Origin of the sequence: Bradyrhizobium sp. U531 (assembly GCF_051710265.1) — a bacterium.
In the GTDB taxonomy this organism is placed as follows: domain Bacteria; phylum Pseudomonadota; class Alphaproteobacteria; order Rhizobiales; family Xanthobacteraceae; genus Bradyrhizobium.
In genome coordinates this window covers 1,105,123-1,129,367 of the sequence record NZ_JASVEN010000001.1, presented here as the reverse complement: position 1 = coordinate 1,129,367, position 24,245 = coordinate 1,105,123, and the positions used below count along the sequence as shown (strand labels likewise).

The window sequence follows — 24,245 nt, the reverse complement described above, 5'->3', positions numbered from 1 at the left end:
CCCAGCCCCGTCGACGAAGCTGGAAACTTACAGGCGAGACGAAGCCTAGCAGCGCCGTCGTCCGCACGAAGCCTCGGGCTCACAGGGACACCCCGCCCTGCCCGCGCCTCTCATGCCGACGCTGCCGCGTCCACCGCAAGCCCGGCTCGCGATCAAGACGACGACGAAATCGCCCCTCCTGGTGAGCCGGGATGGACAACAGATACGCCGAAACCGAATTTCGGTAAAGTGGAATATTTTTGGCGGGGCGAATTGACAGAGCGCGACCACAGGCACGTCCTTAGCCCGGGTGAGCGGAGCGATACCCGGGATTTGGTGCGACAGACACAAAGGCCCCGGATGTCGCTTCGCTGATCCGGGCTACGAGACCGGGGCTACCGGCTCCGACCTCCGCCTTGGCTCACGCGCGCCCTCCGGGCTGCAGGATCACGCAGTCCGGTGCCACGCTGCCGCAGCAGGTCGTCTCGCAACCACTGACCAGCGAGGCGACCGTGGCCTCCAGCGCACGCAGCTCCGCGATCTTCTTTCTGATCGTGCCGAGATGCTTCTCGGCAAAACTCTTCGTGACGCTGCAAGGGAGCCGCCGCTGAACCGACGCGAGGATGTCGCGCGTCTCGTCGATCGAGAAATCCAGATCGCGGCAGTGCCTGACGAGGTTGAGCGCCCTGAGAGCTTCCTCGCCATAGATGCGCTGACCGCCTTGCCGCGCCGGCGGCGTCAGCAGGCCGATGCTCTCGTAATAGCGGATGGTCGGGACGGAGACGCCGGCCGCCTTGGCGAGGACGCCAATTCTCATGGAAGCTCTCACTTTTCGCTTGAACCTCAAGTGGCTTGAGGGCGTAGCGATCCCGTCCATGACGCACAAGCTTGAGGAGAATCACATGAGCGTTATTGGACCATCCTGCAATTTGCCCTCCGAGACATCGCCCGGTTGCGGCTGCACGACGAAACCCGAGCCGGGCGGCGGCAAGGCGGCAAGCACGGCGGTCGCAACCGCACTTGTCGCGGCAGCCTGCACCGCATGCTGCGTGCTGCCTTTCACCCTGCCCGCCGTCGTGCTGGCCGGAGCGGGCAGCCTGATCGCCGTGCTCGACCACGCCCACGGGCTGATGACGAAGCTGTCGGTCGTCGTGGTGCTCGGCGCCTGGGGCTGGATCGTGTGGCGGTCGCGGACGACCGGCTTGAAGATCCGCGCCACGGTGCTGGCGGCAATGTGTGCGGCAACCGTGCTCACCGCGACGGCCGCGCTTTGGCCGGTCATGGAGCCCGCGGTCTTCCACATGCTCGGCGTTGCCAAGAAGCCGAAGCTGCCCGCGAGCTGATGGACACGCTCACCATCTTCGGGCTGCTGTCGGTCAGCGCCATGCTGCTGTTCTACGCGCTCGAGCCGCGCGGGCCGCATTACGTGCTGGCCTTCGCGGCGGCGTGCGCGCTCAGCGGGACTACGGCTTTCTCCAGGGCGCCTGGCCGTTCGGACTCGTCGAGACGGTCTGGACGGCGGTCGCGCTGCGGCGGTGGGCGAAAGCCGTGGCGCGGTCGTGACAGCACGCAGGTCTTGTAGCCCGGATGAGCGCAGCGACATCCGGGATCTTTGCGGGTGGTGTCCCGGATGTCGCTGCGCTCATCCGGGCTACGGTCTGCGCTCAGGCTGACATCGCACCCTTGCGCCCAAGCGGGTTGGCGAGACGGACGATCTCGCAGACGGCGACGAGGCCGGCGAGCCAGGCGGCGCTGGTCAGGGCGATGCGCGTCACGATCGCGAGCGTGAAGGCGCCCTCGCCGCCGAGAAACGGCGTCGCGGCGAGCAGCGCGAGCTCGTAAACGCCGTAGGCGACGACGAGCTCGATCGCCAGCATCAGTGGCGTGCGGCCCTGCGGCAGCCTGCCGAGCACCAGCGACGCCGCCGCGGTTGCGAGCAATGCGGCCGCGCCGATGACGAAGCCCCAGGTGACGGTGCTGGCGTCGACGGGATAATGCAGCGCGCCGAAACCGATGGTCTGGTTCACCAGCCAGGCGCCGGTGACGACGAGCAATGCCGGGCGCAGCGGCAGCATCGCCGCGGCAACGACGGCGAAGGCCGCGAACGGCGTTGCGCAGGCGAACGCGAAGCTTGCCAGCGCGCATGAGGCCGTCAGCAGCGCAAAGCAGAACATCGGCGCAAGGCGCGAGGCGACCGGGTGAAGGGGGAAGCGCTCGCCGTGGGACGGCAGGATGTCGAGAGCCATGGATGATCTCCTTGTTGTCGAAGTCTAGTTCATTTGGCGGGCGTGCGGCAGCCCCTCGCAAAGTGAAAGCCGGATCAGAACGTCGCGCCGGCCTTGAGCAGATAGGTGCGGCCCGGCAGCGGATAGGCGCTGAAGCGGCCGTCCGTGAAGGTGCTTGCGATGGCGTAGTCGTAATAGAGCGCGTTCAGCACATTGTTGACGCTGAGAGACCAGAAGTAGCGCTCGACCTGGCCGCTGAGCTTGAGGTCGATGGTGCCGTTTGCCGGGATCGGCTTCTGCGTGCCCGCCTGGTCGTTGTCCATGCGCCGCTCGCTCCAGAAGCGCGCGGTGGCATCGAGCACCAGATAGTTCTGCCAGATGTTCCAGGTGACACCCGCGCTCGCCGTGTAGCGCGACACCAGCGGCACGTCATTGCCGGCCCAGATGCCCTCGCGGAAGACCGCGCGGGTGTAGGCCACGCCGGAGCGCAGCAGCAGGGCGTCGTTGACGCGATAGGACAGGCTCGTCTCCGAACCGTAGCGGCGGGTCGGATCGAGATTGGTGTTGTAAAACAGCACCGGGTTGAAATGGATCTCGTTGGTGAGATCCATCAGGTAGACACTGCTCTGCATCGCCAGCCCGCCGCCCTTGAGACGCAGACCGCCCTCGATGTCCTGCGATGTCTGGGTCTTGAGCTGGAACGTTTGCGGGATCGCCGCGAAGGTCAAGGGATCGAAAGAAGGTCCCGACGACAGGCGCTCGTCGACATCGGGCGTGCGGAACGCGCGCGCGGCGCGACCGAACAGCGAGACCATTTCATTGAGACGATGCTCGGCGCCGAGATGCAGCGCATATTGGGTCTCGCTGCTGGTCAGCGGCAACGCGCCGATGTCGGCGTTGAACGGCGCGGCCGGATTGAAATTGTCGCGTGCGACCAGACTGGCGTTCTGCACCCGTGCGCCCCATGAGACGTCGGTCGTGGGGGCTACGCCCAATGTGTGCTGAAAATAGCCCGCGACCGTCTGCTGCCTGAGGTCGTAATTGTGCCAGGGCGTGAGCCCCTGCCCGGCGCCGCGATCCTGCCGAAAGCTCGCATCGTAATAGTCGATGCCGGTCAGCAGCTGCGACGGCATGCCGAACGCGAGGCTCTTCACGCTGAGCCGCGGCGTGATCGACCAATTCGTCAGATGAGACTCGACATAGGTCGAGGTGAAGAAGGCCGGAACGGGCAACGGGCTGGAGAAGAACGCGCTCTGCTGCTTCTTGTCGCGCATGCCGCCGTCGACGATGAGATCGACGCCGTTGACCAGCGTCTTGGTGAAGCCGGCTGTTGCGCTGAAACCTTGCTGGTTGGCGTAGTTGAACGGCGTGCTGGTGCCGCGCCTGTTAGCCCTGAGCTCGTCGAGGCCGATGGAGGGATCGACGGTGCGGCCGCCTGGCAGCCGCAGCTCCTGACTATCGCCGGTGATGGTGAGAAACCCGGTCAGGCCCGACGTGGTGTAATTGAGATTGCCGATGGCATTCTGCTGCGAATAGCGATTGTTGTCGCGATAGCCGTCGGTCCTGACCGTATTGCCGTAGAACGAGGTCGACCACGGGCCGGAATTGAGCGAGGTCGAGACGTTACCGAGCCTGGTGTTGAACGAGCCGAAGCCGGCCTCGATGCGCGCGGTCACGGGCGGGCCGCCGACGCCATTTTTGGTGACGATGTTGATCACGCCGCCGACCGCGTTGTCGCCGTAGAGCACCGCGCCGGAATTGCCGCGCATGATCTCGATCCGCTCGATGGAGTTGAGCGGGATGGTGGAGAGGTCCACCTGCGCCATGTCGACGTCGTTCAGCCGCCGGCCGTTGACGAGCACCAGCGTGTTGGCGGTGGCAAAGGCGCCGAAGCCGCGCAGGTCCACGCTGGTCTTGGCGCCGATCTGGCCGCCATAGAACGTCGTGATCTGTGCGCCCGGGGTCTGCGCCGCGATGATCTCGGCCAAATTCTGCGCCGGCGAATGCGCGATATCGGCGGCCGTGATCACGGTCGTGGCAGCACCGACGATGCCGCCATTGCCGGCGACGGCCTCCGCGCCGGACGAGCCTGTGCCCTGGCCTGCCGGCGCGACATTCGCGGTCGCCCGCAGCCGCCCGGCATCGCCCTCACCGGCTGCCCGGGCCCGCGTGCGGCTCTGATCCTCGGGCTGGGTCACCTCGATCGGCGGCAATTGCTCGGCGGGAGCCCGCTGGGCGAAGGCGGCGGACAGGTCGAGCGAATGGACGGAAGCGGATGCGAAGAGGCCGGCGGCAAGGCGCCTGGCGACAGAGATGGAACGGGACACGGTTGTAACCTCGGCATGACGTCAGTGGCACGTCACAGCGAACGAGGTTTCACCGGGGAGCGATGGATTGCTCCGGTAATACCAATGTCTGTACTCCCCGACCGACATCTTCGCGTGTGACCACGGCTGACGGCAGGTCTCCTGGCTCGCGGGTCGTGACCTCTACGTCGCCTTCCCAGGACCGAGTTTCCCAGTGGCATGAGACGAAAGATTCACCGCTTACAGTTGCGGGGGCAGCCGTGGCGTTGGGACAGTCCCGAAGCCAGGACATCCCGCACCACATTCCCTTTTGATCTCCGTGAGGAGAACCGTCACTGGCCATTTAGGGGCCAACGCAACGGCGAGTCAATCGAACGATCAGGCCAGCGAACAGCTCTGGTCGGACGGAAGCCCGCCGAGGGATGCACTTTGGTTCCGCTCCGCCTGGGCCGACAGAGCCTGGCGCAGCGCCGTCTCGAGATCCTGTTGCTGAAACGGTTTCTGCAGGATCGGAACGTGGCGGAAGTCCGCAAGCAGGCTGGCAGGGCCGTAGCCGGTGGCGAACACGTAAGGAATACCGCGCTCGGCGATGCAGCGCGCGACCTCGAAGGTCTGCCGCCCGTTGAGATTGACGTCGAGAACCGCGACGTCATACGCGAGCGCCGCCGCCTTCTCGAGCGCCTCGTCGACGCGCGAGGCCATGCCCGCGACCTCGCAGCCGGCATCGAGAAGGGAATCCTCGAGCAGCATCATCACCAGCGCCTCGTCTTCGACGACGAAGACCCGCTGACCCGCCAGATCGTTTTCAGGTTTCATGTGCTTCTCCCGGCATCAACGGTTGCAAGATCGAATCCGCCCTGGCTGGCGCGGATTTCATGGAGCGGTGCGCGAATGACGCAAACGACGCCTTCCGGCGCGAAGCGCAGATCGACGTAGGCGCCGCCGAACTCATGGGGCAGGCCTTGCTGAATCAGGCGCGTGCCGAAACCGCGGCGCGACGGCGCGAGCACGGCGGGACCGCCCCGCTCGGTCCAGCACAGCTCGAACAAATCGTCGACCTTCCAGGCGAGATCGACGGCCCCTGCGCCGTTCGACAGCGCGCCATGCTTGACGGCGTTGGTCGCAAGCTCGTGCAACGCCATCGAGATGGCGAGCGCCGCCGACGGCCGCATGCGCAAGTCCGGCCCGCCGATCGTGAGCCTCCCGCTCTCCGGCTCGGCATGCGCGGCGAGAGCCTCGGACACGACCTCTCTCAGCTCCGCCGATTCCCAGTTTTCCCGGACCAGCACGTCGTGCGCCTTCGACAGGGCGATCAGGCGTGCGTCGAACGCCTTGCGGCCGTCGGTGAGGCTCGCTGCGTTGCGCAGGGTCTGCAGCGCAAAGGACTGCACGGTGGTCAGCGTGTTCTTGACGCGGTGATTGAGCTCGTTGACCAGGAGCTCGCGATGGCGCTCCTGCCGCTTGCGCTCGGTGATGTCGATGGCGGCGCAGACCGCGCCCTGGAATACACCGGCAGCATCGACGATCGGAGAAGCCTCGAATATCGCGGTGACCGAAGCACCGTCGTCGAAGCAGAGTTCGAGCTCCTCCGCAGCGACCTGCTCTCCCCGCGCGGCGCGATGGAGCGGCAGCTCGGCCACGTCGACTTCGTGGCGATCGCGAAACACGCGGCAGGCGGGACGCTCGCCCTCGGGCCCGGACAGCGACATGTTGCTGTCCGCCCTGACCCGCAACAGCCGCGCGCCATAGGCGTTGCCGAAAACGCGCTTCGCCTCGCGATCATAGGTGAACCAGACCGCGGTCGGCACGGTGCCGACGACGGCCTCCAGCCGCGCGGCCTGGCGGCGCTGGATCTCCTCGGCATCCCGGCGAATGCGCGCCAGCTGCAGATTGGCGCGCACCCGCGCCAGCAATTCGCGCGCCGAGAACGGCTTGTTAACGTAGTCGTCGGCGCCGGCCTCCAGCCCCTCGACGCGCGCTTCCTCGCCGGCGCGCGCCGACAGCAGGATGACCGGCGATCCGCGCAAGCTCTCGTCGCTGCGCAGCGCGCGGAGCAGCCCGATGCCGTCGAGGCGCGGCATCATGACGTCGGACAGAACGAGGTCGGGCTGATGGCGCCTGACTGCCTCCAACGCATCCTGCCCGTCGGCAAAGGCTTCGACCCTGTAGCCCTGGGCTTCGAGCAGCCGCTTGACGTAGTCGCGCAGGTCGGTGTTGTCGTCGGCGAGGACGATGCGCTCGCCGCCGCCGCGCGTCGAGGCGTCCGGCGTCTCGCTCGCCCCTTCGAGCGCGACCTCGTCGCGAAGATCGGTGACGCCCGCCTGCTGCGGCAACCAGCGCAGCGCCTCCTGGACATAGGCTTCGACGCCGCTTCCGACCGGCTTCTCCGTCGAAACACTGTCGGCAACCCGCTCCACCGGCAGATGCGACAGTCCGAACGGGATCGTGACGGTGAAGACGCTGCCGCGGCCGAGCTCGCTTTCGACGGTGATGGCGCCACCATGCTGCTTGATCAGCTCGTGCACCAGCGCAAGCCCGATACCGCTGCCCTCGAACGTGCGCCCCTTGGCTCCCTCGATGCGATGAAAGCGTTCGAACACATGCGGCAGCTCGTCCGCGGCAATGCCGGTGCCGGTGTCGCGCACGCGCAGCTCGGCGGACTTGCCGTCGGCGCTCGGGCCCATCTCGACCGCGATCTCGCCCTCGAAGGTGAACTTGAAGGCGTTGGAGATCAGGTTGAGGACGATCTTCTCCCACATCTCGCGATCGACGTGGACGTCGTGCGGCAGTGCCGAACAGGCGATGCTCAATCGCAATCCGGCCCGGTCGGTCGCCGAGCGGAAGTTCGAGGCGAGCTCGGCGGTGAAGGCGGCAAGATCGGTCGGAACGAAGCTCGCCCGCACCCGGCCCGCCTCGATGCGGGAGAAATCCAGCAGGCTGTTCACCAGCCGCAACAGGCGGAGCGAATTGCGATGCGCGATGTCGAGCCGCTCACGCTGCACCTCGGGCAGCGCCGCCAGCGAGACATCGTTGAGCGCGTCTTCGATCGGCCCCAGCATCAGCGTCAGCGGCGTGCGGAACTCGTGGCTGATGTTGGAGAAGAACGTCGTTTTGGCGCGGTCGATCTCGGCAAGCGCCTCGGCGCGGCGGCGCTCCTCCTCGTAGGCCTGCGCATTGGCGAGGCAAGCGCCGATCTCGCCGGCCGCGAGCTCGAGAAAATTGCGGTAGTCGTCGTCGAACAGCCGGAACGGGTTGAGACCGGCGACCAGCACGCCCTTGCGCGCCGTCTCGCCGCGGGCCGGGATCGGGATCACCGCCGCCTGGCGCGGCCCCACATCCCAGGCGCCGCGCGGGCATTCGGCACCGAAACGGGCCACCAGATGCGAGACCACCTGCGGCTTCTGTTCGCGAATGACCTCGGCGAGCGGCCAGAGCGCGGGCCCCTCCAGCGGAAGCGACGATGGCGCGGCGGGATGGTCGCCGTCAAAGCCGCAGGTGCCGACGAGGGCGATGTCGCGCCCGTCGGGCTCGACCAGATAGATCAGCGCAAACGGCAGGTCGCGAGCGTCGGTCGCGAGCGCATGGCTGGCGCGACGGCAGGCATCTCCGAGGGTTCGCGTCTCGGCGGTCGTGGCCGCAAGCTCGCGCAGCAGTGCAAGCTGCCGGTCGCCGATGACGCGGCGCGTGTCGTCGGTGTTGGCGCAGATGATGCCGCCGGCGAGGCCCTCGTCGTCGGGGATCGGGCTGTAGGAGAAGGTGTAATAAGTCTCCTCGGGATAGCCGCTGCGCTCCATGATCAGGAGCTGCTCCTCGACATAGGTGCCCTCGTCGCCTCCCATCGCGGTCGCGAGCATCGGGCCGATGTCGGGCCAGATCTCGCGCCAGACCTCCGCGGTCGGCCGGCCCAGCGCCCAGGGATGCTTGCCGCCGATGATCGACTTGTAGGCGTCGTTGTAGAGATAGATCAGCGCCCGCCCCCACCCGATCCAGATCGGCTGGCGCGAGGTCAGCATGATGCGGACGGCCGTCTTGAGGCTGCGCGGCCAGGTGTGCGGCTCGCCGAGCGGCGTGCTGCGCCAGTCATGGGCGCGCATACGTGCGCCCATCTCTCCACCGCCCGACAGGAAATCCGCAGGAGCCCTCGCCGTGTTTAGCTCGACAGCGCTGTTCACATCAGGCTCCGACGCACGCGAGGCGCGCACGCAATCGTCACTGGGCGGGATGCCTTTCCGGTCTGGTCCAGATCACCGCCCGCTCGCCGGCATCGACGAGCTGGCCGATCCCGGTGCGGCCCGTCAGCGCGCAGCGGATGATGCCCTCCGCAACGGAGCGGCGGAAACCGTGATCCTCGCCTGCTGGCCGATCGCGGCAGATCCGATCGAGCGCCAGCTTCATGTTGATCCGCGTCCGCGTGTCGAAATGCTCGCCGATCATGGGTCCGGCCCCTTCACGTGAATATCGGGGCACAAACGTTCGACGGTGCGCTCGGGTTCCCTCCGGAAAAGGCGAAAGACGACGGCGGTCAGGTCCGGCCGCGGACCCGTTGCGCCTGGGCCCAGGCAAGCGCGACGTCACTCGGCGGGACGTCGACGCGCTTGATCGGGGTCAGTTCGCCCGACGCCGAGACGATCGCGGTCTCCTCGCGGCGGCAACGGGTGCAGACGAAGCGGACCTCGTGCGGGGACGCCGACCAGCTCGACCGCTTGACGTTGGCGGCCATCGGCCAGGCGTCGCAATGCGAGCACGACACCAGAAATCGACCGGGATCGAGCATACCCATGTTCGTTCGGACTCCGCGTCCTGCCGCTTCTTTCAATGACGAACCCAAGTGAATCGTTCCGGTGCCCAAGCACCGCCGATTGCATCCCGGGCTGCGACCGATCAGGCCTCGTCGGCGATGCCGTTGCGAAGCAGACCGACCCTGTCGATCTCGACCTCGACGACGTCGCCCGCCTTCATCCAGATCGGCGGGGTCCGCCGCGAGCCGACGCCGCCCGGCGTGCCGGTGGCGATGACGTCGCCGGGCTCGAGCCGGGTGAACTGCGAGCAGTACTCGATCTGGCGGGGGATATCGAAGATCATCTGGTCGATGGTGGTGTCCTGCACCACCTCGCCGTTGAGCCGGGTCTGCAGCCGCAGCGGCCCGATCTCGCCGACCTCGTCGGGCGTCACCAGGAACGGGCCGAAGGCGCCGGTGGCGGGAAAATTCTTGCCGGGCGTGAACTGGTGGGTATGGCGCTGGTAGTCGCGCACGCTGCCCTCGTTGTAGCAGGCATAGCCGGCGATATGACCGAACGCCTCGGCGCGGGGAATGTAGCGGCCGGCCTGACCGATCACGACGGCGAGCTCGCCCTCGAAATCGAGCTGGGTCGAGACCTTCGGGCGGATGATGTCGGTAAGATGCCCGGTCTGGCTGTTGGCGAAGCGGCCGAACACGGTGGGGTTCTCGACTTCGGAGCGGCCGGTCTCCTTGCGGTGGTTCTCGTAGTTCAAGCCGATGCAGAGGATCTTGTCGGGGTTCGGGATCACGGGGAGGAAGGCGATCTTCGCCAGCGCGTGGCGTTGGGCCTTGCCGGCAAGGCCGGCCGCTTCGGCGAGGCCGCCTGCGGCAATCGCCGATTTCAGGTCGGGATAGCGGTCGCGCAGCACCGCGCCGAGATCGGCCACGGTGTCGCCCTCCACCAATCCCCACGACGCGACGCGATCGATCTCAAAGCTTGCGAATTTCACCGGATGGCCCCCTGTTTCCGCCGACCCTTATCAGGTCCAGGCGGCGGGGACGATGGCGGCCGGGGATGGTGCGGTTGCGATCCCTGCAAGGCAGACGCTGGGGTCCTCAACGCGCGCCCTTGAGGGTGCAGGAGGTCGTGCAGGTGACCGTGGTGCCGTGATCGCACGATTTGCAGGCGCTGACGCACTGGTTCATGTCGCGGGGGTTGTAGCTGTAGTTCCGCATCGGGCAGACCGGCGGCGTCGAGCCGGTGATGTCCTGCTCCTGGTCGCAGGCGGCCGTCATGAGCGCGAATATGATCACGGCAACGAGACGCATGGGATTGCTCTGTCAGGCACAACGATGACGTTCACCGCGCCCGCTGCATTGCAGCAAGCTCCGGCATTCCCACTGCGAGCAATCGTGGATGCGCGACGCTCGCATCCCGGAAGGATGCGCGCCAAATCTTAAGAACGGATTGCAGCCGACGTCAGGCCGCCGCCCTGGTCGCGATCGCCTGCCGCATGTCCATCGCCAACTGGCGGTACTGCTCCGAAAGCTTCAGATAGAACTCGCGCTTGGTGCTGTCGGTGGCGAGCTTGGCGATCAGCTCGCATTCGGCGGTGAGCGTCTCGAACCGTTCCAGCCTGTCCTGAAGTTCTGGCATCGGCGTGTCCCCATCAAACGCCTCAAGGACATCCAACCTAAGCCCGGGAAATAGGTCACGGCGAACATCGTTATCCCGTAGAATCAATTATTCCCGCGCGGCGGCCTATTTGCTGTCGAACCGCCAGGCGCCGTCCCAACCCTCGTCCGGCGGGCTCGCCTCGAACTGCGCGATGCGGCCGAGCATGGTGCGCGAGGGGCCATCGCCGGGCACGGCCTCGAGGGCCGCGCCGAAGGCGGCGCGCGCCGCGTCGAAGCGCCGGGCACGATAGGCGGCAAGCGCCTCGGCGTAGCGCCTGCGCAGGGCATCCTGTGCGTCGGTGAGCCCGCCCGCCCTTGCCATGACCTCGAAGATCGCCTGCGGCGCGCTCTGGCCTGCGACCGCCAGACAATCGATCTCGCGCAGCTCGAGCCGCGATCCGATCGCCTCGGCGGTAGCCTGCGAGATCAGGATGCGGGTGCCGTAGACCTTGTTGACCGCCTCCAGCCGCGAGGCGAGGTTCACGGCATCGCCCATCACGGTGAAGCTCATCATCAGCTCGGAGCCGATGCTGCCGGTCAGCACCTCGCCGGTGGCGATCCCGATCCGCAGGTCGCACGGCGCGGGCATGGCGCGGATGCCGAGCAGGTCGGGCAGCTGGCGCTGCAGCGCGGGCACCTGGTCGGCCATCTCGGTTGCCGCGATGCCGGCCAGGAGCGCCTGCTCGTCGTCCTCGATGAAGGGCGGGCCCCAATAGGACATGATGGCATCGCCTATATACTTGTCGATGATGCCGCGATTGTTCCTGATCGGCGCGGACATGACCGTGAAATAGTGGTTCATCACCCTGACGAGGCCGCGCGGCGTCATGCCTTCGCTCATCGCGGTGAAGCCGCTCATGTCTGAGAACATGATGGTCATGACCCGGCGCTCGCCGTCGATCGCGACCTCCGGCCGGTCGATCAGCCCCTGCACCACCTTGGGATCGATGTAGCGGCCAAAGGTCTCGCGGACGCGCTCGTTGTGCCTGAGCTGCTCGGTCATGCGGTTGAACGCCGCGGCGAGCTCGCCGATCTCGTCCTGCGTCGAGACGGTGATGGTCTTGTCGAAACGGCCGGCCTCGACCTCGCGCGTGCCGGCGAGCAGCAGCCGCACCGGGCGCGTGATGCCGCTGGACACCAGGAGCGCAAAGGCAAAGCCGACGATCGCGGCAAGCAGCGTCACTGCTCCCGAAACGACGATCGCCTGATGCTGGCGGCCGATCACCTGCGACGTCGAGAAGAAGACCTGCGTCAGCATGTCGGCGCGGATCGTATCGACCTTGCGGTTGAACGCATCGCGCAAGCCGTCGAGATTTTCCAGCGTGCCACGGGCAGCGACCATGTCCTTGGCCTCGACCTGCTTGACGAGTCTCGCGTTGCCCTCGTCCAGATCCCGCCGCAGCTCGGTGACGGCGCTCTCGATCCGAACATCGAGCCGTGCCAGCGCGGCATTGTCGGAATATGTCCTGGGATCGTCGATGATCGCGTTGATGAGCTTGCGCGCGGTCTCGGCCTCCTCCTCGAACTTGCGGTCCAGGGCCTCGAAATCGCGGAGCCGCGCGGCATAGGCCTCCTCGTCCGACGGCACGCTCATCCTGGTCATGACCATCCGGCGCAGCGCCAGCGCCCGCTCCAGCGAGCGGATATTGGCGCGGGCCAGATGGCTATAGGCCGGGATATAGCGGGTGGTCAGCTCGTCGAGCAGGACGCCGACCTGGCTGGACATCACCATCGACAGGATCGAGGTGACCAGCATCAGGACGATCAATCCGAGGGCGATGCCGACGATCTTGCGCCGGATCGACTGGTTGAAAATCGGCATGGGTGCGGGGCAAAGGCTGGAAGGACGGAGTGAGGGAACTCATACACCGATCCGCCGGCGGGAACACGCGCAATCTGGTTCCGCCTGGCGCCATGAGCCAAGGCCGGCCGTCGCGCAGGCCCGGATCGTTAACAAAGGTTAAAGGAACTGCCCCTTTGCTGGCGGCCACAGGTTCGACCGTCGCATCCGTATTTTGCCGCAATGTTGCGACAGCGTGAGGAATGCGAAACGATGCCGTGGCATCGTCGTCGATGTCTTTGATTCTCAAGCCGCATGTCGTCGCGGACCTTGGTTTGTAGTGGTTTCGCAGGGGGACCATGGAATGAACCAGTGCCTACGCTCGCTCGCGTGTGTCGTTGCCGTGGCCGTATTGGCCCTCGTTCCCACCGAGCTGGCAGCGAAGAGCAGTCACAAATCGGTTGCGCCGAAGAAGTCGCATGAGGCGAAAACCGGCAAGCAGCGTCATGCCGCGGCCGGCAAGGCGCGCCATGTCAAGCAAGCAAATGGCAAGCATGCCGAAGCCAAGCGAAAATCGAAGAAGGTCGACGAGGCGCCCGCGGACAAGCCGGCAGCGCCGGCGCTCACGGGCGACCTTGCCGCGCTGAAGGATGCGATCGACCTCGCGCGCAAGGGCAAGAACGACGACGCAAGCGCGGCACGCGACCGCATTGCCGATCCCGCCGGACAGAAGCTCGCCGACTGGTTCATGCTGCGCCATTCCGAAAGCACGGCGAACTTCAAGCGCTACGCCACCTTCCTCACGGTCAATGCCGACTGGCCGAGCCGCGCCCTGCTCCGTCGCCGCGCCGAGGCGCGGCTGTGGCAGGAGAAGAGCGACGCCGCCACAGTGCACAAATTCACCATGGATCGGCCGATCAGCGCCAAGGGCAAGTTCGCGCTCGCCCGCGTGCTGCTCGCTGAAGGCGACGCCGACAGGGCCGCCCGCCTCGTGCGCGAGGCCTGGCGCACGGACGAATTGTCCGAGCGCAGCGAAGAGGATTCCTACGAGGCGTTCCGCGATCTGCTGACCGCCGACGACCATCGCGCCCGCATGGACAAGCGGCTCGGCGCCAAGGACTACGGGGCCGCACGGCGCGCCGCGAAACGGCTCGGCGAGAACGAGCTAGGGATCGTCAAGGCGTGCGCCGCCGTGACCGGCAAGGCCAACAAGGCCGGGGATTATCTCGACGACGTGCCGGCCGAGGCGCGCCGCGATCTCGGCTATGTGCTGTGCCGCGCCCAATGGCACCTGCAGAAGGACCGCATCGACGACGCGGCCGAGGTGATCCTGGCCGCCGCGCCCGACACCATGGCCGCCCAGGACACCGATGCCTGGTGGCGCGAGCGCCGCCTGCTCGCCCGCAAGCTGCTCGACCAGGGCAAGGCTAGAACGGCGTATGACGTGGTGCGCACGGCTGCGGTGCCCGAGAAGGAAGTCTACCGCATCGACTATCACTTCATGTGCGGCTGGATCGCGTTGCGCTTCCTGAACGATCCCAACGCGGCGATGGTGCACTTCGCCGCCATCGACGAAGGCTCGGCCAATCCGATCGCGCTGTCGCGCGCCCATTACTGGCGCGGCCGTGCCGCCGAGGCCATGGGAGCCGTGGCCGATGCGCGCATGAGCTACCGCGCGGCCTCGCGCTACCCGACCGCCTATTACGGCCAGCTTGCGCGCGCAAAGCTCGGCCTCGACCGCATCGAGCTGCGGCCGCCCTCGCCGGTGCTGGCCGCCGCCGACACGGCGCCGGCGGACGAGCGCGTACGCGCGGCCGACATGCTCTACGGCATCGGCGAGCGCGACATGGTGTTCTATTACGCCGAGGATTTCGCCAGGGAGAGCACCGACGTCGCAGCGCTCGAAGCGCTCGGCGAGCTCGCCGGGCGGCGCAACGATGCCCGCGTGATGTTGGAGGTCGGCAAGTCGGCGCTGGCGCGCGGGCTCGCGCTCGACCATTACGCCTTCCCGACCATCGGCATCCCCGAGCACAAGCAGGTTGCGCCCGCGATCGAGACCAGCGTGATCTACTCGGTGGCGCGCACCGAGAGCTCGTTCGACCAGCGCGACAAGTCACCCGCCAATGCGGTCGGCCTGATGCAGGTGACGCCGGAAGCCGGACGCGACACCGCGAAACGCTTCGGCCTGAGCTATGACTGGGACAAGATGGTCTCCGATCCCGTCTACAACACCCAGATGGGCGCGGCCGAGCTCAGCGCGCTGCTGTCGGAATATCGCGGCAACCAGATCATGACCTTCGCCGGCTACAATGCCGGCCGTGGCCGAGTGCGCGAATGGGTGCAGGCGCGCGGCGACCCCCGGGATCCCAATGTCGATCCGGTCGACTGGGTCGAGCGCATCCCGCTGTCGGAGACGCGCAACTACGTCCAGCGCGTGATCGAAAACGTGCTGGTCTATCGCGCACGCTTCGAGGGCAGCAGCATGCTCGCCGGCAAGACCGACGAGCGCGTGGTGACGAAGGACGCCAGCGCCAAGGCGACGCCGGTGGGATTTGTCGGACCGGAGTGAGCGATCCGGCTTCGTAGGGCGGATTAGCGCAGCGTAATCCGCCTCGTCTGTCTCCGCGGAACGAGGCGTCGGCGGATTACGCCTTCGGCTCATCCGCCCTACGAACCGCCCGCCTCAATCCACCTTGATGTTCGCGGCCTTGATGATCGGCCACCATTTTGCGATCTCGGCTTTTTGCCGCGCGCCGAGCGCTTCCGGGGTCAGCTGATCCTTCGGCGTCATCTCCAGGCCCTGGCTTTCGAGCTGCTTCTTCACGGCGGGATCGTTCAGTGCCTCGACGGCGGCCGCATTGAGCTTGGTGACGATCTCCTTCGGCGTGCCCTTCGGCACCCACAGGCCCGACCACAACGTCATGTTGAAGCCCTTGAGCCCGGCCTCGTCCGCGGTCGGGATGTCGGGCGCTGACGCGAGGCGCTTGTCGTCGGTGATGGCGTAGGCGCGGATGGTGCCGGCGCGGACCTGGTTAATCGAGTTGGAGGTCTGGTCGATGATGACGTCGATCTGGCCGGCGATCAGATCGTTCAGCGCGGGCGCGGTGCCGCGATAGGGCACGTACTGCAGCTTGATGCCGGAGACGCTTTCGAAATAGACGCCGGCGATGTGGCTGCCGGAGCCGGCGCCGGCGGTGCCCGCCGTCGGCGGCGAGGTGCGCGACTTCAACCATTCGATCAGCTCTTTCAGAGAGGTCGCGGGCACCGCGTTCTTGCTGACGACGATCATCGGGTTGCTCGGCAGCAGCACCACCGGCTCGAGATCGGCGACGAGGTCGTATTTGAGCTTGTAGACGGCGCCGTTGGCGACATGGGTGCCGAGATGGCCGAAGGAGATGGTGTAGCCGTCCGGCGGCGATTGCACGGCGCGGCCAACGCCGATCGAGCCACCGGCGCCGGTGACGTTCTCGACCACGAGGGGCTGGCCGAGCGAGGTGCGCATCCGCTCGGCGAGCACGCGCGCCATCGCGTCCGACGGTCCGCCGGCCGCGAACGGCACGATGATGGTGATGGGGTGGGTGGGATAGTCATCGGCGCGCGCGGCGCCGGTCACAGCGAGAACAGCAATCAGCGCAGCCCAGACGGCTTTCGTCATGTCTTCTCCCCAGCGATGTCATTGTTGTTTTTATCTCTTCCCGCGTACGGGAAGAGGGACTGATCGTGAAGGGGCGAAATGACGCGGCGGAGCGCGCTGGTCGCGCTCCGGCGGTCTGGCCTTCCTCAGAACTGCGTGTAGTCGATCGGCTTGTGGCGATCGAGCGTGCGGGTCACCGGCGGCAGCGGGTACTTCAGGCCGGTCGCGCAGTTGAACAGCATCACGCGGTCATTCTTCGAGACGCGGCCATCGGCAAGGCTCTCCTTGTAGGCGGCGTAGGTCGCGGCGCCTTCGGGGCAGAGCAGCAACCCCTCCTCGCGCGCGACCTCGTTGAGCGCCGCCGAGATCTTGTCGTCGTCCACCGCAATGGCAAAGCCCTTGCTCTGCCGCACCGCGCGCAGGATGAGGAAATCGCCGATCGCCTGCGGCACGCGGATGCCCGAGGCGATGGTGTGAGCGTCCTCCCAGCGCGTTGCGTGCTCGGTGCCGGCGTCATAGGCCCGCACCATCGGCGCGCAGCCCGAGGCCTGCACCGCGACCATGCGCGGGCGCTTGGAACCGATGAAGCCGATCTTCTCGAGCTCGTCGAACGCCTTCCACATGCCGATCAGGCCGGTGCCGCCGCCGGTCGGATAGAAGATCACGTCGGGCATGTCCCAATTGAGCTGCTCGGCGAGCTCGAGGCCCATCGTCTTCTTGCCTTCGATGCGGTACGGCTCCTTCAAGGTCGAGGTGTCGAACCAGCCGACTTTTGCTTTTCCTTCACCGACGATCTTGCCGCAATCGTCGATATAGCCGTTGACGCGATAGACGGTCGCGCCCTGCAGCTCGATCTCGCTGACGTTCACCTCGGGCGTATCGGCCGGGCAGAAGATCGTGGTCTTGATGCCGCAGGACGTGGCGTAGGCCGCGAGCGCAGCACCAGCATTGCCGTTGGTCGGCATCGCCATGTGCTTGATGCCGAGCGCCTTGCCCATCGACACCGCCATCACGAGGCCGCGCGCCTTGAACGAGCCGGTCGGCAAGCGGCCCTCGTCTTTCACGATGATCTCGCCGCCGCCAAGCTTCTTGCCAAGCTTCGGCAGCCGGATCAGCGGCGTCGTGACCTCGCCGAGCGAGACGATGTCCTGGCATTTGCGCACCGGCAGCAGCTCGCGATAGCGCCACATGTCGGCGGGACGTTGGGCGAGCGCGTCCTTGGTCAGCGCCTTCTTCACGCCCGCGAGGTCGTAGCGCACCAGGAGCGGCTTGCCAGCCTTGGAGAGGTTGTGGACCTGGTCGGCGGCGTAATGGTCGCCCTCCATCGCGCATTCGAGATGGGTGACGAAGGTCGGGCGCTCGATGGTGAGGTTATCGTTGTCGTGCATGGGAAAAGTCCTCTTCTTGTTCTGTTTGTTCCCTGTCCAATCCGTCACCCTGAGGTGCCGGAGCGAAGCGGAGGCCTCGAAGGGCGACGAGCCCGGCTGCTAAATCTCGGCCGTGCATCCTTCGAGGCTCGCTGCGCTCGCACCTCAGGATGACGGGTCCGGCTATCAAATATTCAACACCCGCCCATAAGCATCCAGCACGGCTTCCTTCATCATCTCCGACAGGGTCGGATGCGGGAACACCGTGTGCATCAGCTCTTCTTCCGTCGTCTCCAGGTTCATGGCAACGACGTAGCCCTGGATCAGCTCGGTGACTTCGGCGCCGACCATGTGGGCCCCTAACAGCTGGCCCGTCTTCTTGTCGAAGATGACCTTGACCAGGCCCTGGTCCTCGCCGAGCGCAATGGCCTTGCCGTTGCCGACAAAGGGGAAGCGGCCGACGCGGATCTCGCGGCCACCTTCTTTCGCCTTGGCTTCGGTGAGGCCGACGGAGGCGACCTGCGGATGGCAATAGGTGCAGCCCGGGATCATGTTCTTGTCCATGGGATGCGGATGCAGGCCCTTGATCGCCTCGACGCAGATCACGCCCTCATGCTCGGCCTTGTGCGCGAGCATCGGGGGACCGGCGACGTCACCGATGGCGTAGATGCCGGGAACGTTGGTCTTGCCGTAACCGTCGATCACGATGCAGCCGCGGTCGGTCTTCACCCCGAGCTTTTCGAGGCCGAGATTCTCGATGTTACCGACGACGCCGACCGCCGAGATCACGCGCTCGAATTCGGTCGTGACCGGCTTGCCCTTGCCGTCGTCGATGGTGGCGACGACGCTGTCGGCCTTCTTCTCCAGCTTCGTCACCTTGGTCGAGGACATGATTTTGATGCCCTGCTTCTCCAGCCGCTTGCGGGCGAGACCAGCGATCTCGGCGTCCTCGACGGGCAGGATCTGCGGCAGCACCTCGACCACGGTGACTTCGCTTCCCATGGTGTGGAAGAACGAGGCGAACTCGATGCCGATCGCGCCCGAGCCGACCACCAGCAGCGACTTCGGCATGCGCTCCGGCACCATCGCCTCGAAATAGGTCCAGACCAGCTTCTTGTCGGGCTCGAGCCCGGGCAGCACGCGCGGCCGCGCGCCGGTTGCGACGATGATGTGCTTGGCCTGATACGTCCCCTCGCCCAGCGTGCCCTTCGGCGCCTCGACGTCGGACTTCTTCACGGTGACCTTGCCGGGCGCGTCGATCGAGGCGGCGCCCCAGATCACGCTGACCTTGTTCTTCTTCATCAGGAAGCCGACGCCGTCGTTGAGGCGCTTGGAGACCCCGCGCGAGCGCTGCACCACGGCCTTCGGATCGAACGAGACCTTCTCCGCCGACAGGCCATAGTCCTTGGCGTGCTGCATGTAATGGTAGATCTCGGCCGAGCGCAGCAGCGCCTTGGTCGGGATGCAACCCCAGTTCAGGCAGATGCCGCCGAGATAGGATTTTTCGACGATCGCGACCTTGAAGCCGAGCTGCGCGGCGCGGATCGCGGTGACATAGCCGCCGGGACCGGAGCCGATGATGATGACGTCGAAGGATGTGTCGGCCATGGCCTTGCGCTCGTTCTCGTTTCAACCGGCCTCAAATTTCGAGACCGTCATTGCGAGGAGCTCTTGCGACGAAGCAATCCAGTCTGCCGGTGACGCCCTGGATTGCTTCGCTTCGCTCGCAATGACGACGCGAATTCTCACACCATCATCATGACGGGATTTTCGATCAGCTGCTTGAAGGCACCGATCAGCTCGGCGCCGAGCGCGCCATCGATGGCGCGGTGATCGCAGGACAGGGTCACGCTCATCATGTGCGCGATCTCGATCTTGCCGTTCCGCACGACCGGTCGCTCCTCGCTGGTGCCAACCGCAAGGATCGTCGCATGCGGCGGGTTGATCACGGCGGTGAAGTGGCTGATGCCGTACATGCCGAGGTTGGAGACGGCGGTGGTGCCGCCCTGGTATTCCTCGGGCTTCAGCTTGCGGGACCGGGCGCGCGTCGCAAAATCCTTCATCTCGTTGGAGATGGTCGAGAGCGTCTTGGTCTCGGCCTTGCGGATGATCGGAGTGATCAGGCCACCGGGCATGGCGACCGCAACGCCGACGTCGGAATGGTGGTGCTTGACCATGCCGCTCTCGGTCCAGCTGACGTTGCAGTTCGGGATCTTCTGCAGCGCCACCGCCATCGCCTTGATGACGAAGTCGTTGACCGAGATCTTGTAGAGCGGCTTCTTCTCCTTGTCCTTCGGCGCGGCGGCGTTGATCTCCTCGCGCGCGGCCATCAGCTTGCCGATGTCGCAGTCGATGGTCAGGAAGAAGTGCGGGACGTTCTGGATCGACGCTGTCAGGCGCTGCGCGATGGTGCGGCGCATGCCGTCATGCGGGACGATGTCGTAGGAGCCGGGCTCGAACAGCGACAGGATCTGCTTGTCCGACATGGCGGGCGCGATCGAGGGCGCGCCACCGGACGGCGCGGCCGCGGGGGCCTTGAGGCCCTTGCCAGACTTGGCCTGCTCGACGTCGCGCGCGACGACGCGGCCGTGCGGACCGCTGCCGGTGACCATGCCGACATCGATGCCGGCTTCCTTGGCGAGACGCCGCGCCAGCGGCGAGGAGAACACGCGGCCGGCATGGCCGTTGCTCTGCGCGGCCGGCGCTGCAGCCTGCGGCGCAGGTGCTGCGGCGGGCGGCGGAGCGGCCTTGGGCGCGGCAGGCGCCGGAGCCGGTGCGGCTGCGGGAGCTTCAGCGGGCTTGTCGGCCTTGGGCGGCGCGGCCGAAGCGCTGGGCTTGGCGCTGCCGGCAGCCTTGACGTCCTCGCCTTCGCCGGCGAGCACCGCGATCACGTCGTTGACCGGGACGTCCTGCGTGCCCTCGGGCACCAGGATCTTGGCGATCGTGCCCTCGTCGATGGCCTCGACCTCCATGGTCGCCTTGTCGGTCTCGATCTCGGCGATGACGTCGCCGGACTTGACCTTGTCGCCTTCCTTCTTCAGCCACTTGGCGAGGTTGCCCTTCTCCATCGTCGGCGAGAGAGCGGGCATCAGGATGTTGATGGGCATGCTGACCTCAAGACAAACTTTGCAAAAATTCGGCTTCGACAGCGAAGACGAACAGACCAGGTTTAGTTGCCGATGTCGCCTTGCCAGAGGCGCTCATTGGCAGGAACGGAACGCCAATTCTTCATCATGCTGATGGAGCGGTCGTCGGCAAGATCGATCCAGGGGATGCCGAACTTGTCGAGGATGTCCTTGGATCCCTCGAAGGTGACGGACTCTCCGATCACCACGAGCTTCACCTTGAACAGCCCCAGCGCGCCCGCGCACATCGAGCATGGCGACAATGTCGTGTACATGACGGTGTCGTGGAACGAGATCGCACCGGCCTCGCGCAGGCAGCTCATCTCGCCGTGCAGGATCGGGTTGTTCTCCTGCACGCGGTTGTTGTGGCCGCGGGCGATGATCTTGTTGTCGCGCGTCAGCACCGCACCGATCGGCAAGCCGCCTTGCGCGATCGAGGCCTCCGCCTCGCGGATCGCTTCCAGCATGAAATCGAAATGGTGCGCTTCGATGGCCACGGTCAGTGTCCCTTGCCGCGCGGCGTCGTGGTGCCGGTGTCGGTCGGACGCTCGATCTCGGCCTGGAACATCTCCAGGATCCGGTTGAGCGCATCCTCTTCGGTGTATTCGCTCTCGCGCGCATAGGCGCGCGCGGCGTGACGGGCGAGATCGACCAGCAGCAAGCCCCACATGTCGGGCTCCTCGAAGGCCCGCTGGAACGCCATCGACAGCCCGCCGTCCAGCACGAACACGCGCAGGATCTCGACCGCGTCGTCGCGGGCAAGAACGTCGGGCGGCAGTGGCTGCTCCTTCGGGCCCGCCATGGTCTACCTGTAGCAGACGGCTTTTGCGGCCTCGACGACCTCAGCCGCCGAGGGCAGCGCGAGCTTCTCCAGATTGGCGGCGTAGGGCATCGGCACGTCCTTGCCGGACACGCGCGCGACCGGCGCGTCCAGATAGTCGAAGGCGTTCTCCATGATGCGCGCGGCGATCTCGGCGCCGACGCCGCTCTGGGCCCAGCCCTCTTCCACCGTCACGGCACGACCGGTCTTCTTCACCGAGTTGATGATGGTCTCGGTGTCCATCGGGCGCAGCGTGCGCAGGTCGATCACCTCGGCCTCGATGCCGTCCTTGGCGAGCTCGTCGGCGGCCTTGAGCGCGTAGGTCATGCCGTTCGACCACGAGATGATCGTGACGTGGCTGCCGGAACGCACGATGCGCGCCTTGCCGATCGGGATGATGAAGTCGTCGAGCTTCGGCACCTCGCCGGTGTGGCCGTAGAGCACCTCGTTCTCGAGGAAGATCACCGGATTGGGATCGCGGATCGCGGCCTTGAGCAGGCCCTTGTAGTCGGCGGCCGAGAACGGCGCGACGACCTTGAGGCCCGGAACGTTCGAGTACCAGGCCGAATAATCCTGGCTGTGCTGGGCGGCGACGCGGGCAGCCGCACCGTTGGGCCCGCGGAACACGATCGAGCAGCCCATCTGGCCGCCGGACATATAGAGCGTCTTGGCCGCGGAGTTGATGATCTGGTCGATCGCCTGCATGGCGAAGTTGAAGGTCATGAACTCGACGATCGGCTTGAGACCCGTCATGGCGGCGCCAACGCCCACGCCGGCAAAGCCGTGCTCGGTGATCGGGGTGTCGATGACGCGCCTGGCGCCGAACTCCTGCAGCAGGCCCTGCGTCACCTTGTAGGCGCCCTGATATTCGGCGACCTCTTCGCCCATCACGAAGACGTCGGCATCGCGGCGCATCTCTTCGGCCATCGCGTCGCGCAAGGCTTCGCGGATGGTCTGCGTGATCATCTCGGTGCCGGCGGGCACTTCCGGATCCGGCTCGGCGACGGCCTGCGGCGCAGGTGCAGCCTTCGGCGCGGGGGCCTCGGCCTTTGCAGCAGCCGGCGGCGCGGACTCGGCCGCCTTCGCGGCCGGCGCAGGCGCCTTCGCAAGATCGGCGGCGCTCTCGCCGTCGGCGAGGATGGTCGCGATCGGCGTGTTCACGGCGACATCGGCGGTCCCCTCGGGGATCAGGATCTTGCCGAGCGTCCCCTCGTCGGTCGCCTCGACCTCCATGGTCGCCTTGTCGGTCTCGATCTCGGCGATCACGTCACCCGACTTGATCGTCTCGCCCTCTTTCTTAAGCCATTTGGCGAGGTTGCCCTTCTCCATCGTGGGCGACAACGCGGGCATCAGCACTTGAATTGGCATATCGACTCCAAAAGAAAGCTTGCGCGCGTTCAGCGGTAAATGTCGGTCCAGAGCTCGGCGGCATCCGGCTCGGGATCATGCTGGGCGAAATCGGCGGACGCGTTGACGATGTCGCGCACCTCGGCGTCGATCGCCTTGAGATCGGCCTCGCTGACCTTGGCGGCCAGGAGGCGGTTGCGCACCTGCTCGATCGGATCCTGGTCGTGGCGGACCTTCTCGACCTCCTCGCGTGTGCGATATTTTGCAGGATCGGACATCGAGTGGCCGCGATAACGGTAGGTCTGCATCTCCAGGATGAAGGGCCCCTTGCCGGCGCGGCACCAGGCGGCGGCCTCGTCACCGGCGGCCTTGACGGCGCGGACGTCCATGCCGTCGACCTGCTTGCCGGGAATGTTGAAGGACACGCCGCGCTTGGAAAAATCCTGCTGCGCCGAGGCGCGCGAGACCGCGGTGCCCATGGCGTAGCGGTTGTTCTCGATGACGTAGATCACCGGCAGCTTCCAGAGCTCCGCCATGTTGAAGCTCTCATAGACCTGGCCCTGGTTGGCCGCGCCGTCGCCGAAATAGGTGACGCTGACATTGTCGTTGCCGCGATAGGTGTTGGCGAAGGCCAGACCCGTGCCGAGCGAGACCTGGGCGCCGACGATGCCGTGACCGCCGTAGAAGTGCTTCTCCTTGCTGAACATGTGCATGGAGCCGCCCTTGCCCTTGGAATAACCGCCGCGGCGGCCCGTGAGCTCGGCCATGACACCGTTGGCCTCCATGCCGGTGGCGAGCATGTGGCCGTGATCGCGATAGCCGGTGATGACCTGATCGCCCTGTTTCAGGGCCATCTGCATGCCGACCACCACGGCCTCCTGGCCGATATAGAGATGGCAGAAGCCGCCGATCGCGCCCATGCCGTAGAGTTGGCCGGCCTTTTCCTCGAACCGCCGGATCAGGAGCATGTCGCGGAGCGCCTTGAGCTCCTGCTCCCTGGTGAACTCCGGGGGCGAACCGCCGTCGGTCTTGTCGTGTGGCGTGCTTGCGGCGGCTTTCTTGGGTGCGGCCATAGGAATTCCGGGTCAGAGAAAACTTTCGACCTCTCTAACCCAACTCAACCGCATGCGAAAGCACCGCGGCGGCATGACACCACTTTCATTATGCCGCACTGCAACGTGGTCGAAATATTGGAAAATCTTTGGCGCCGATCGGGCAACAAATCTACGCGGCCCGCGCGCTTGCAGATTCGTGACCGGATCGAG

Annotated in this window: 21 protein-coding genes, 1 pseudogene and 1 riboswitch; of the genes and pseudogenes, 3 read left to right on the top strand and 19 right to left on the bottom strand. The window is 66.1% G+C overall.

Going from position 1 to position 24,245, the window contains the following annotated elements; translation table 11 throughout:
• Positions 1–400: 400 nt before the first annotated feature.
• Positions 401–796 (bottom strand): MerR family transcriptional regulator, encoded by a 396-nt coding sequence (locus QRQ56_RS05605; RefSeq protein ID WP_438738201.1) that lies wholly within the window; start codon positions 794–796, stop codon positions 401–403.
• Positions 797–881: 85 nt separating this feature from the next.
• On the opposite strand from QRQ56_RS05605, the gene QRQ56_RS05600 reads away from it, so the two are divergent.
• Positions 882–1,322: a hypothetical protein gene (locus QRQ56_RS05600; protein WP_438738200.1), complete on the top strand. Its 441-nt coding sequence runs from the start codon at positions 882–884 to the stop codon at positions 1,320–1,322.
• Positions 1,322–1,542, top strand: a pseudogene (locus QRQ56_RS05595) (hypothetical protein). Before QRQ56_RS05600 ends, QRQ56_RS05595 begins: the two are co-directional and overlap by 1 nt.
• A gap of 101 nt (positions 1,543–1,643) precedes the next feature.
• Here QRQ56_RS05595 and QRQ56_RS05590 read toward each other — a convergent pair.
• The 10 genes from QRQ56_RS05590 to QRQ56_RS05545 all read right to left on the bottom strand — a co-directional run bounded on the left by QRQ56_RS05590 (position 1,644) and on the right by QRQ56_RS05545 (position 12,729).
• Positions 1,644–2,225, bottom strand: coding sequence for a hypothetical protein (locus QRQ56_RS05590; RefSeq protein WP_438738198.1), 582 nt, complete (start codon positions 2,223–2,225; stop codon positions 1,644–1,646).
• A gap of 74 nt (positions 2,226–2,299) precedes the next feature.
• Positions 2,300–4,531, bottom strand: a complete 2,232-nt coding sequence (locus tag QRQ56_RS05585) for a TonB-dependent receptor (protein ID WP_438738196.1) — start codon at positions 4,529–4,531, stop codon at positions 2,300–2,302.
• A gap of 114 nt (positions 4,532–4,645) precedes the next feature.
• Positions 4,646–4,859: riboswitch (cobalamin riboswitch) on the bottom strand.
• A gap of 29 nt (positions 4,860–4,888) precedes the next feature.
• The gene (locus QRQ56_RS05580; RefSeq protein WP_438738195.1) at positions 4,889–5,326 is read right to left on the bottom strand and encodes a response regulator; all 438 of its coding nucleotides are present in this window, start codon (positions 5,324–5,326) and stop codon (positions 4,889–4,891) included.
• Entirely contained in the window at positions 5,323–8,616 is a 3,294-nt protein-coding gene (locus tag QRQ56_RS05575) for a response regulator (protein WP_438738193.1), read from the bottom strand. The genes QRQ56_RS05580 and QRQ56_RS05575 overlap by 4 nt, the downstream gene beginning before the upstream one ends.
• Before the next feature lie 103 nt (positions 8,617–8,719).
• On the bottom strand, positions 8,720–8,944 hold the full coding sequence (locus QRQ56_RS05570) for a hypothetical protein (protein WP_438738191.1): 225 nt from the start codon (positions 8,942–8,944) through the stop codon (positions 8,720–8,722).
• An 88-nt stretch (positions 8,945–9,032) separates the two neighbouring features.
• Complete coding sequence (locus tag QRQ56_RS05565) at positions 9,033–9,290, bottom strand: hypothetical protein (protein WP_438738189.1); 258 nt, start codon at positions 9,288–9,290, stop codon at positions 9,033–9,035.
• A 101-nt stretch (positions 9,291–9,391) separates the two neighbouring features.
• Positions 9,392–10,240 (bottom strand): fumarylacetoacetate hydrolase family protein, encoded by an 849-nt coding sequence (locus QRQ56_RS05560; RefSeq protein WP_438738187.1) that lies wholly within the window; start codon positions 10,238–10,240, stop codon positions 9,392–9,394.
• Between the two features lie 106 nt (positions 10,241–10,346).
• Positions 10,347–10,559 (bottom strand): hypothetical protein, encoded by a 213-nt coding sequence (locus QRQ56_RS05555; protein ID WP_438738184.1) that lies wholly within the window; start codon positions 10,557–10,559, stop codon positions 10,347–10,349.
• Positions 10,560–10,710: 151 nt separating this feature from the next.
• On the bottom strand, positions 10,711–10,887 hold the full coding sequence (locus QRQ56_RS05550; RefSeq protein WP_438738183.1) for a hypothetical protein: 177 nt from the start codon (positions 10,885–10,887) through the stop codon (positions 10,711–10,713).
• Positions 10,888–10,992: 105 nt separating this feature from the next.
• A complete protein-coding gene (locus QRQ56_RS05545) occupies positions 10,993–12,729 on the bottom strand; it encodes an adenylate/guanylate cyclase domain-containing protein (RefSeq protein ID WP_438738181.1) in 1,737 nt (578 codons plus the stop codon).
• A gap of 322 nt (positions 12,730–13,051) precedes the next feature.
• Here QRQ56_RS05545 and QRQ56_RS05540 point away from each other — a divergent pair, with 322 nt between their 5' ends.
• On the top strand, positions 13,052–15,256 hold the full coding sequence (locus QRQ56_RS05540) for a transglycosylase SLT domain-containing protein (protein ID WP_438738179.1): 2,205 nt from the start codon (positions 13,052–13,054) through the stop codon (positions 15,254–15,256).
• Positions 15,257–15,370: 114 nt separating this feature from the next.
• Here the strand turns inward: QRQ56_RS05540 and QRQ56_RS05535 are convergent, their stop codons facing one another.
• The 8 genes from QRQ56_RS05535 to pdhA all read right to left on the bottom strand — a co-directional run bounded on the left by QRQ56_RS05535 (position 15,371) and on the right by pdhA (position 24,053).
• Positions 15,371–16,342 (bottom strand): tripartite tricarboxylate transporter substrate binding protein BugD, encoded by a 972-nt coding sequence (locus tag QRQ56_RS05535; RefSeq protein ID WP_438738177.1) that lies wholly within the window; start codon positions 16,340–16,342, stop codon positions 15,371–15,373.
• A 125-nt stretch (positions 16,343–16,467) separates the two neighbouring features.
• Positions 16,468–17,709 carry a threonine synthase gene (locus QRQ56_RS05530; RefSeq protein ID WP_438738176.1) on the bottom strand — a complete coding sequence of 414 codons (1,242 nt, stop codon included), beginning with the start codon at positions 17,707–17,709 and terminating at the stop codon, positions 16,468–16,470.
• A gap of 165 nt (positions 17,710–17,874) precedes the next feature.
• A complete protein-coding gene (gene lpdA / locus QRQ56_RS05525) occupies positions 17,875–19,296 on the bottom strand; it encodes a dihydrolipoyl dehydrogenase (protein WP_438738174.1) in 1,422 nt (473 codons plus the stop codon).
• A gap of 137 nt (positions 19,297–19,433) precedes the next feature.
• A complete protein-coding gene (locus tag QRQ56_RS05520; protein WP_438738172.1) occupies positions 19,434–20,795 on the bottom strand; it encodes a pyruvate dehydrogenase complex dihydrolipoamide acetyltransferase in 1,362 nt (453 codons plus the stop codon).
• A 62-nt stretch (positions 20,796–20,857) separates the two neighbouring features.
• A complete protein-coding gene (locus QRQ56_RS05515; protein ID WP_438738170.1) occupies positions 20,858–21,310 on the bottom strand; it encodes a nucleoside deaminase in 453 nt (150 codons plus the stop codon).
• A gap of 2 nt (positions 21,311–21,312) precedes the next feature.
• Complete coding sequence (locus tag QRQ56_RS05510; protein WP_027529768.1) at positions 21,313–21,615, bottom strand: DUF5076 domain-containing protein; 303 nt, start codon at positions 21,613–21,615, stop codon at positions 21,313–21,315.
• 3 nt (positions 21,616–21,618) lie between these two features.
• Positions 21,619–23,001: a pyruvate dehydrogenase complex E1 component subunit beta gene (locus QRQ56_RS05505; protein ID WP_438738168.1), complete on the bottom strand. Its 1,383-nt coding sequence runs from the start codon at positions 22,999–23,001 to the stop codon at positions 21,619–21,621.
• A gap of 29 nt (positions 23,002–23,030) precedes the next feature.
• Entirely contained in the window at positions 23,031–24,053 is a 1,023-nt protein-coding gene (gene pdhA / locus QRQ56_RS05500) for a pyruvate dehydrogenase (acetyl-transferring) E1 component subunit alpha (protein WP_438738167.1), read from the bottom strand.
• Positions 24,054–24,245 lie beyond the last annotated feature (192 nt).

Coding starts and splice junctions, on each gene's coding strand:
- QRQ56_RS05600 (WP_438738200.1), top strand. CDS start 882: ATGAGCGTTATTGGACCATCCTGCAATTTGCCCTCCGAGACATCGCCC.
- QRQ56_RS05590 (WP_438738198.1), bottom strand. CDS start 2,225: ATGGCTCTCGACATCCTGCCGTCCCACGGCGAGCGCTTCCCCCTTCAC.
- QRQ56_RS05555 (WP_438738184.1), bottom strand. CDS start 10,559: ATGCGTCTCGTTGCCGTGATCATATTCGCGCTCATGACGGCCGCCTGC.
- QRQ56_RS05510 (WP_027529768.1), bottom strand. CDS start 21,615: ATGGCGGGCCCGAAGGAGCAGCCACTGCCGCCCGACGTTCTTGCCCGC.
- QRQ56_RS05580 (WP_438738195.1), bottom strand. CDS start 5,326: ATGAAACCTGAAAACGATCTGGCGGGTCAGCGGGTCTTCGTCGTCGAA.
- QRQ56_RS05545 (WP_438738181.1), bottom strand. CDS start 12,729: ATGCCGATTTTCAACCAGTCGATCCGGCGCAAGATCGTCGGCATCGCC.
- QRQ56_RS05540 (WP_438738179.1), top strand. CDS start 13,052: ATGAACCAGTGCCTACGCTCGCTCGCGTGTGTCGTTGCCGTGGCCGTA.
- QRQ56_RS05530 (WP_438738176.1), bottom strand. CDS start 17,709: ATGCACGACAACGATAACCTCACCATCGAGCGCCCGACCTTCGTCACC.
- QRQ56_RS05565 (WP_438738189.1), bottom strand. CDS start 9,290: ATGGGTATGCTCGATCCCGGTCGATTTCTGGTGTCGTGCTCGCATTGC.
- QRQ56_RS05520 (WP_438738172.1), bottom strand. CDS start 20,795: ATGCCCATCAACATCCTGATGCCCGCTCTCTCGCCGACGATGGAGAAG.
- QRQ56_RS05550 (WP_438738183.1), bottom strand. CDS start 10,887: ATGCCAGAACTTCAGGACAGGCTGGAACGGTTCGAGACGCTCACCGCC.
- lpdA (WP_438738174.1), bottom strand. CDS start 19,296: ATGGCCGACACATCCTTCGACGTCATCATCATCGGCTCCGGTCCCGGC.
- QRQ56_RS05570 (WP_438738191.1), bottom strand. CDS start 8,944: ATGATCGGCGAGCATTTCGACACGCGGACGCGGATCAACATGAAGCTG.
- pdhA (WP_438738167.1), bottom strand. CDS start 24,053: ATGGCCGCACCCAAGAAAGCCGCCGCAAGCACGCCACACGACAAGACC.
- QRQ56_RS05505 (WP_438738168.1), bottom strand. CDS start 23,001: ATGCCAATTCAAGTGCTGATGCCCGCGTTGTCGCCCACGATGGAGAAG.
- QRQ56_RS05535 (WP_438738177.1), bottom strand. CDS start 16,342: ATGACGAAAGCCGTCTGGGCTGCGCTGATTGCTGTTCTCGCTGTGACC.
- QRQ56_RS05605 (WP_438738201.1), bottom strand. CDS start 796: ATGAGAATTGGCGTCCTCGCCAAGGCGGCCGGCGTCTCCGTCCCGACC.
- QRQ56_RS05575 (WP_438738193.1), bottom strand. CDS start 8,616: ATGGGCGCACGTATGCGCGCCCATGACTGGCGCAGCACGCCGCTCGGC.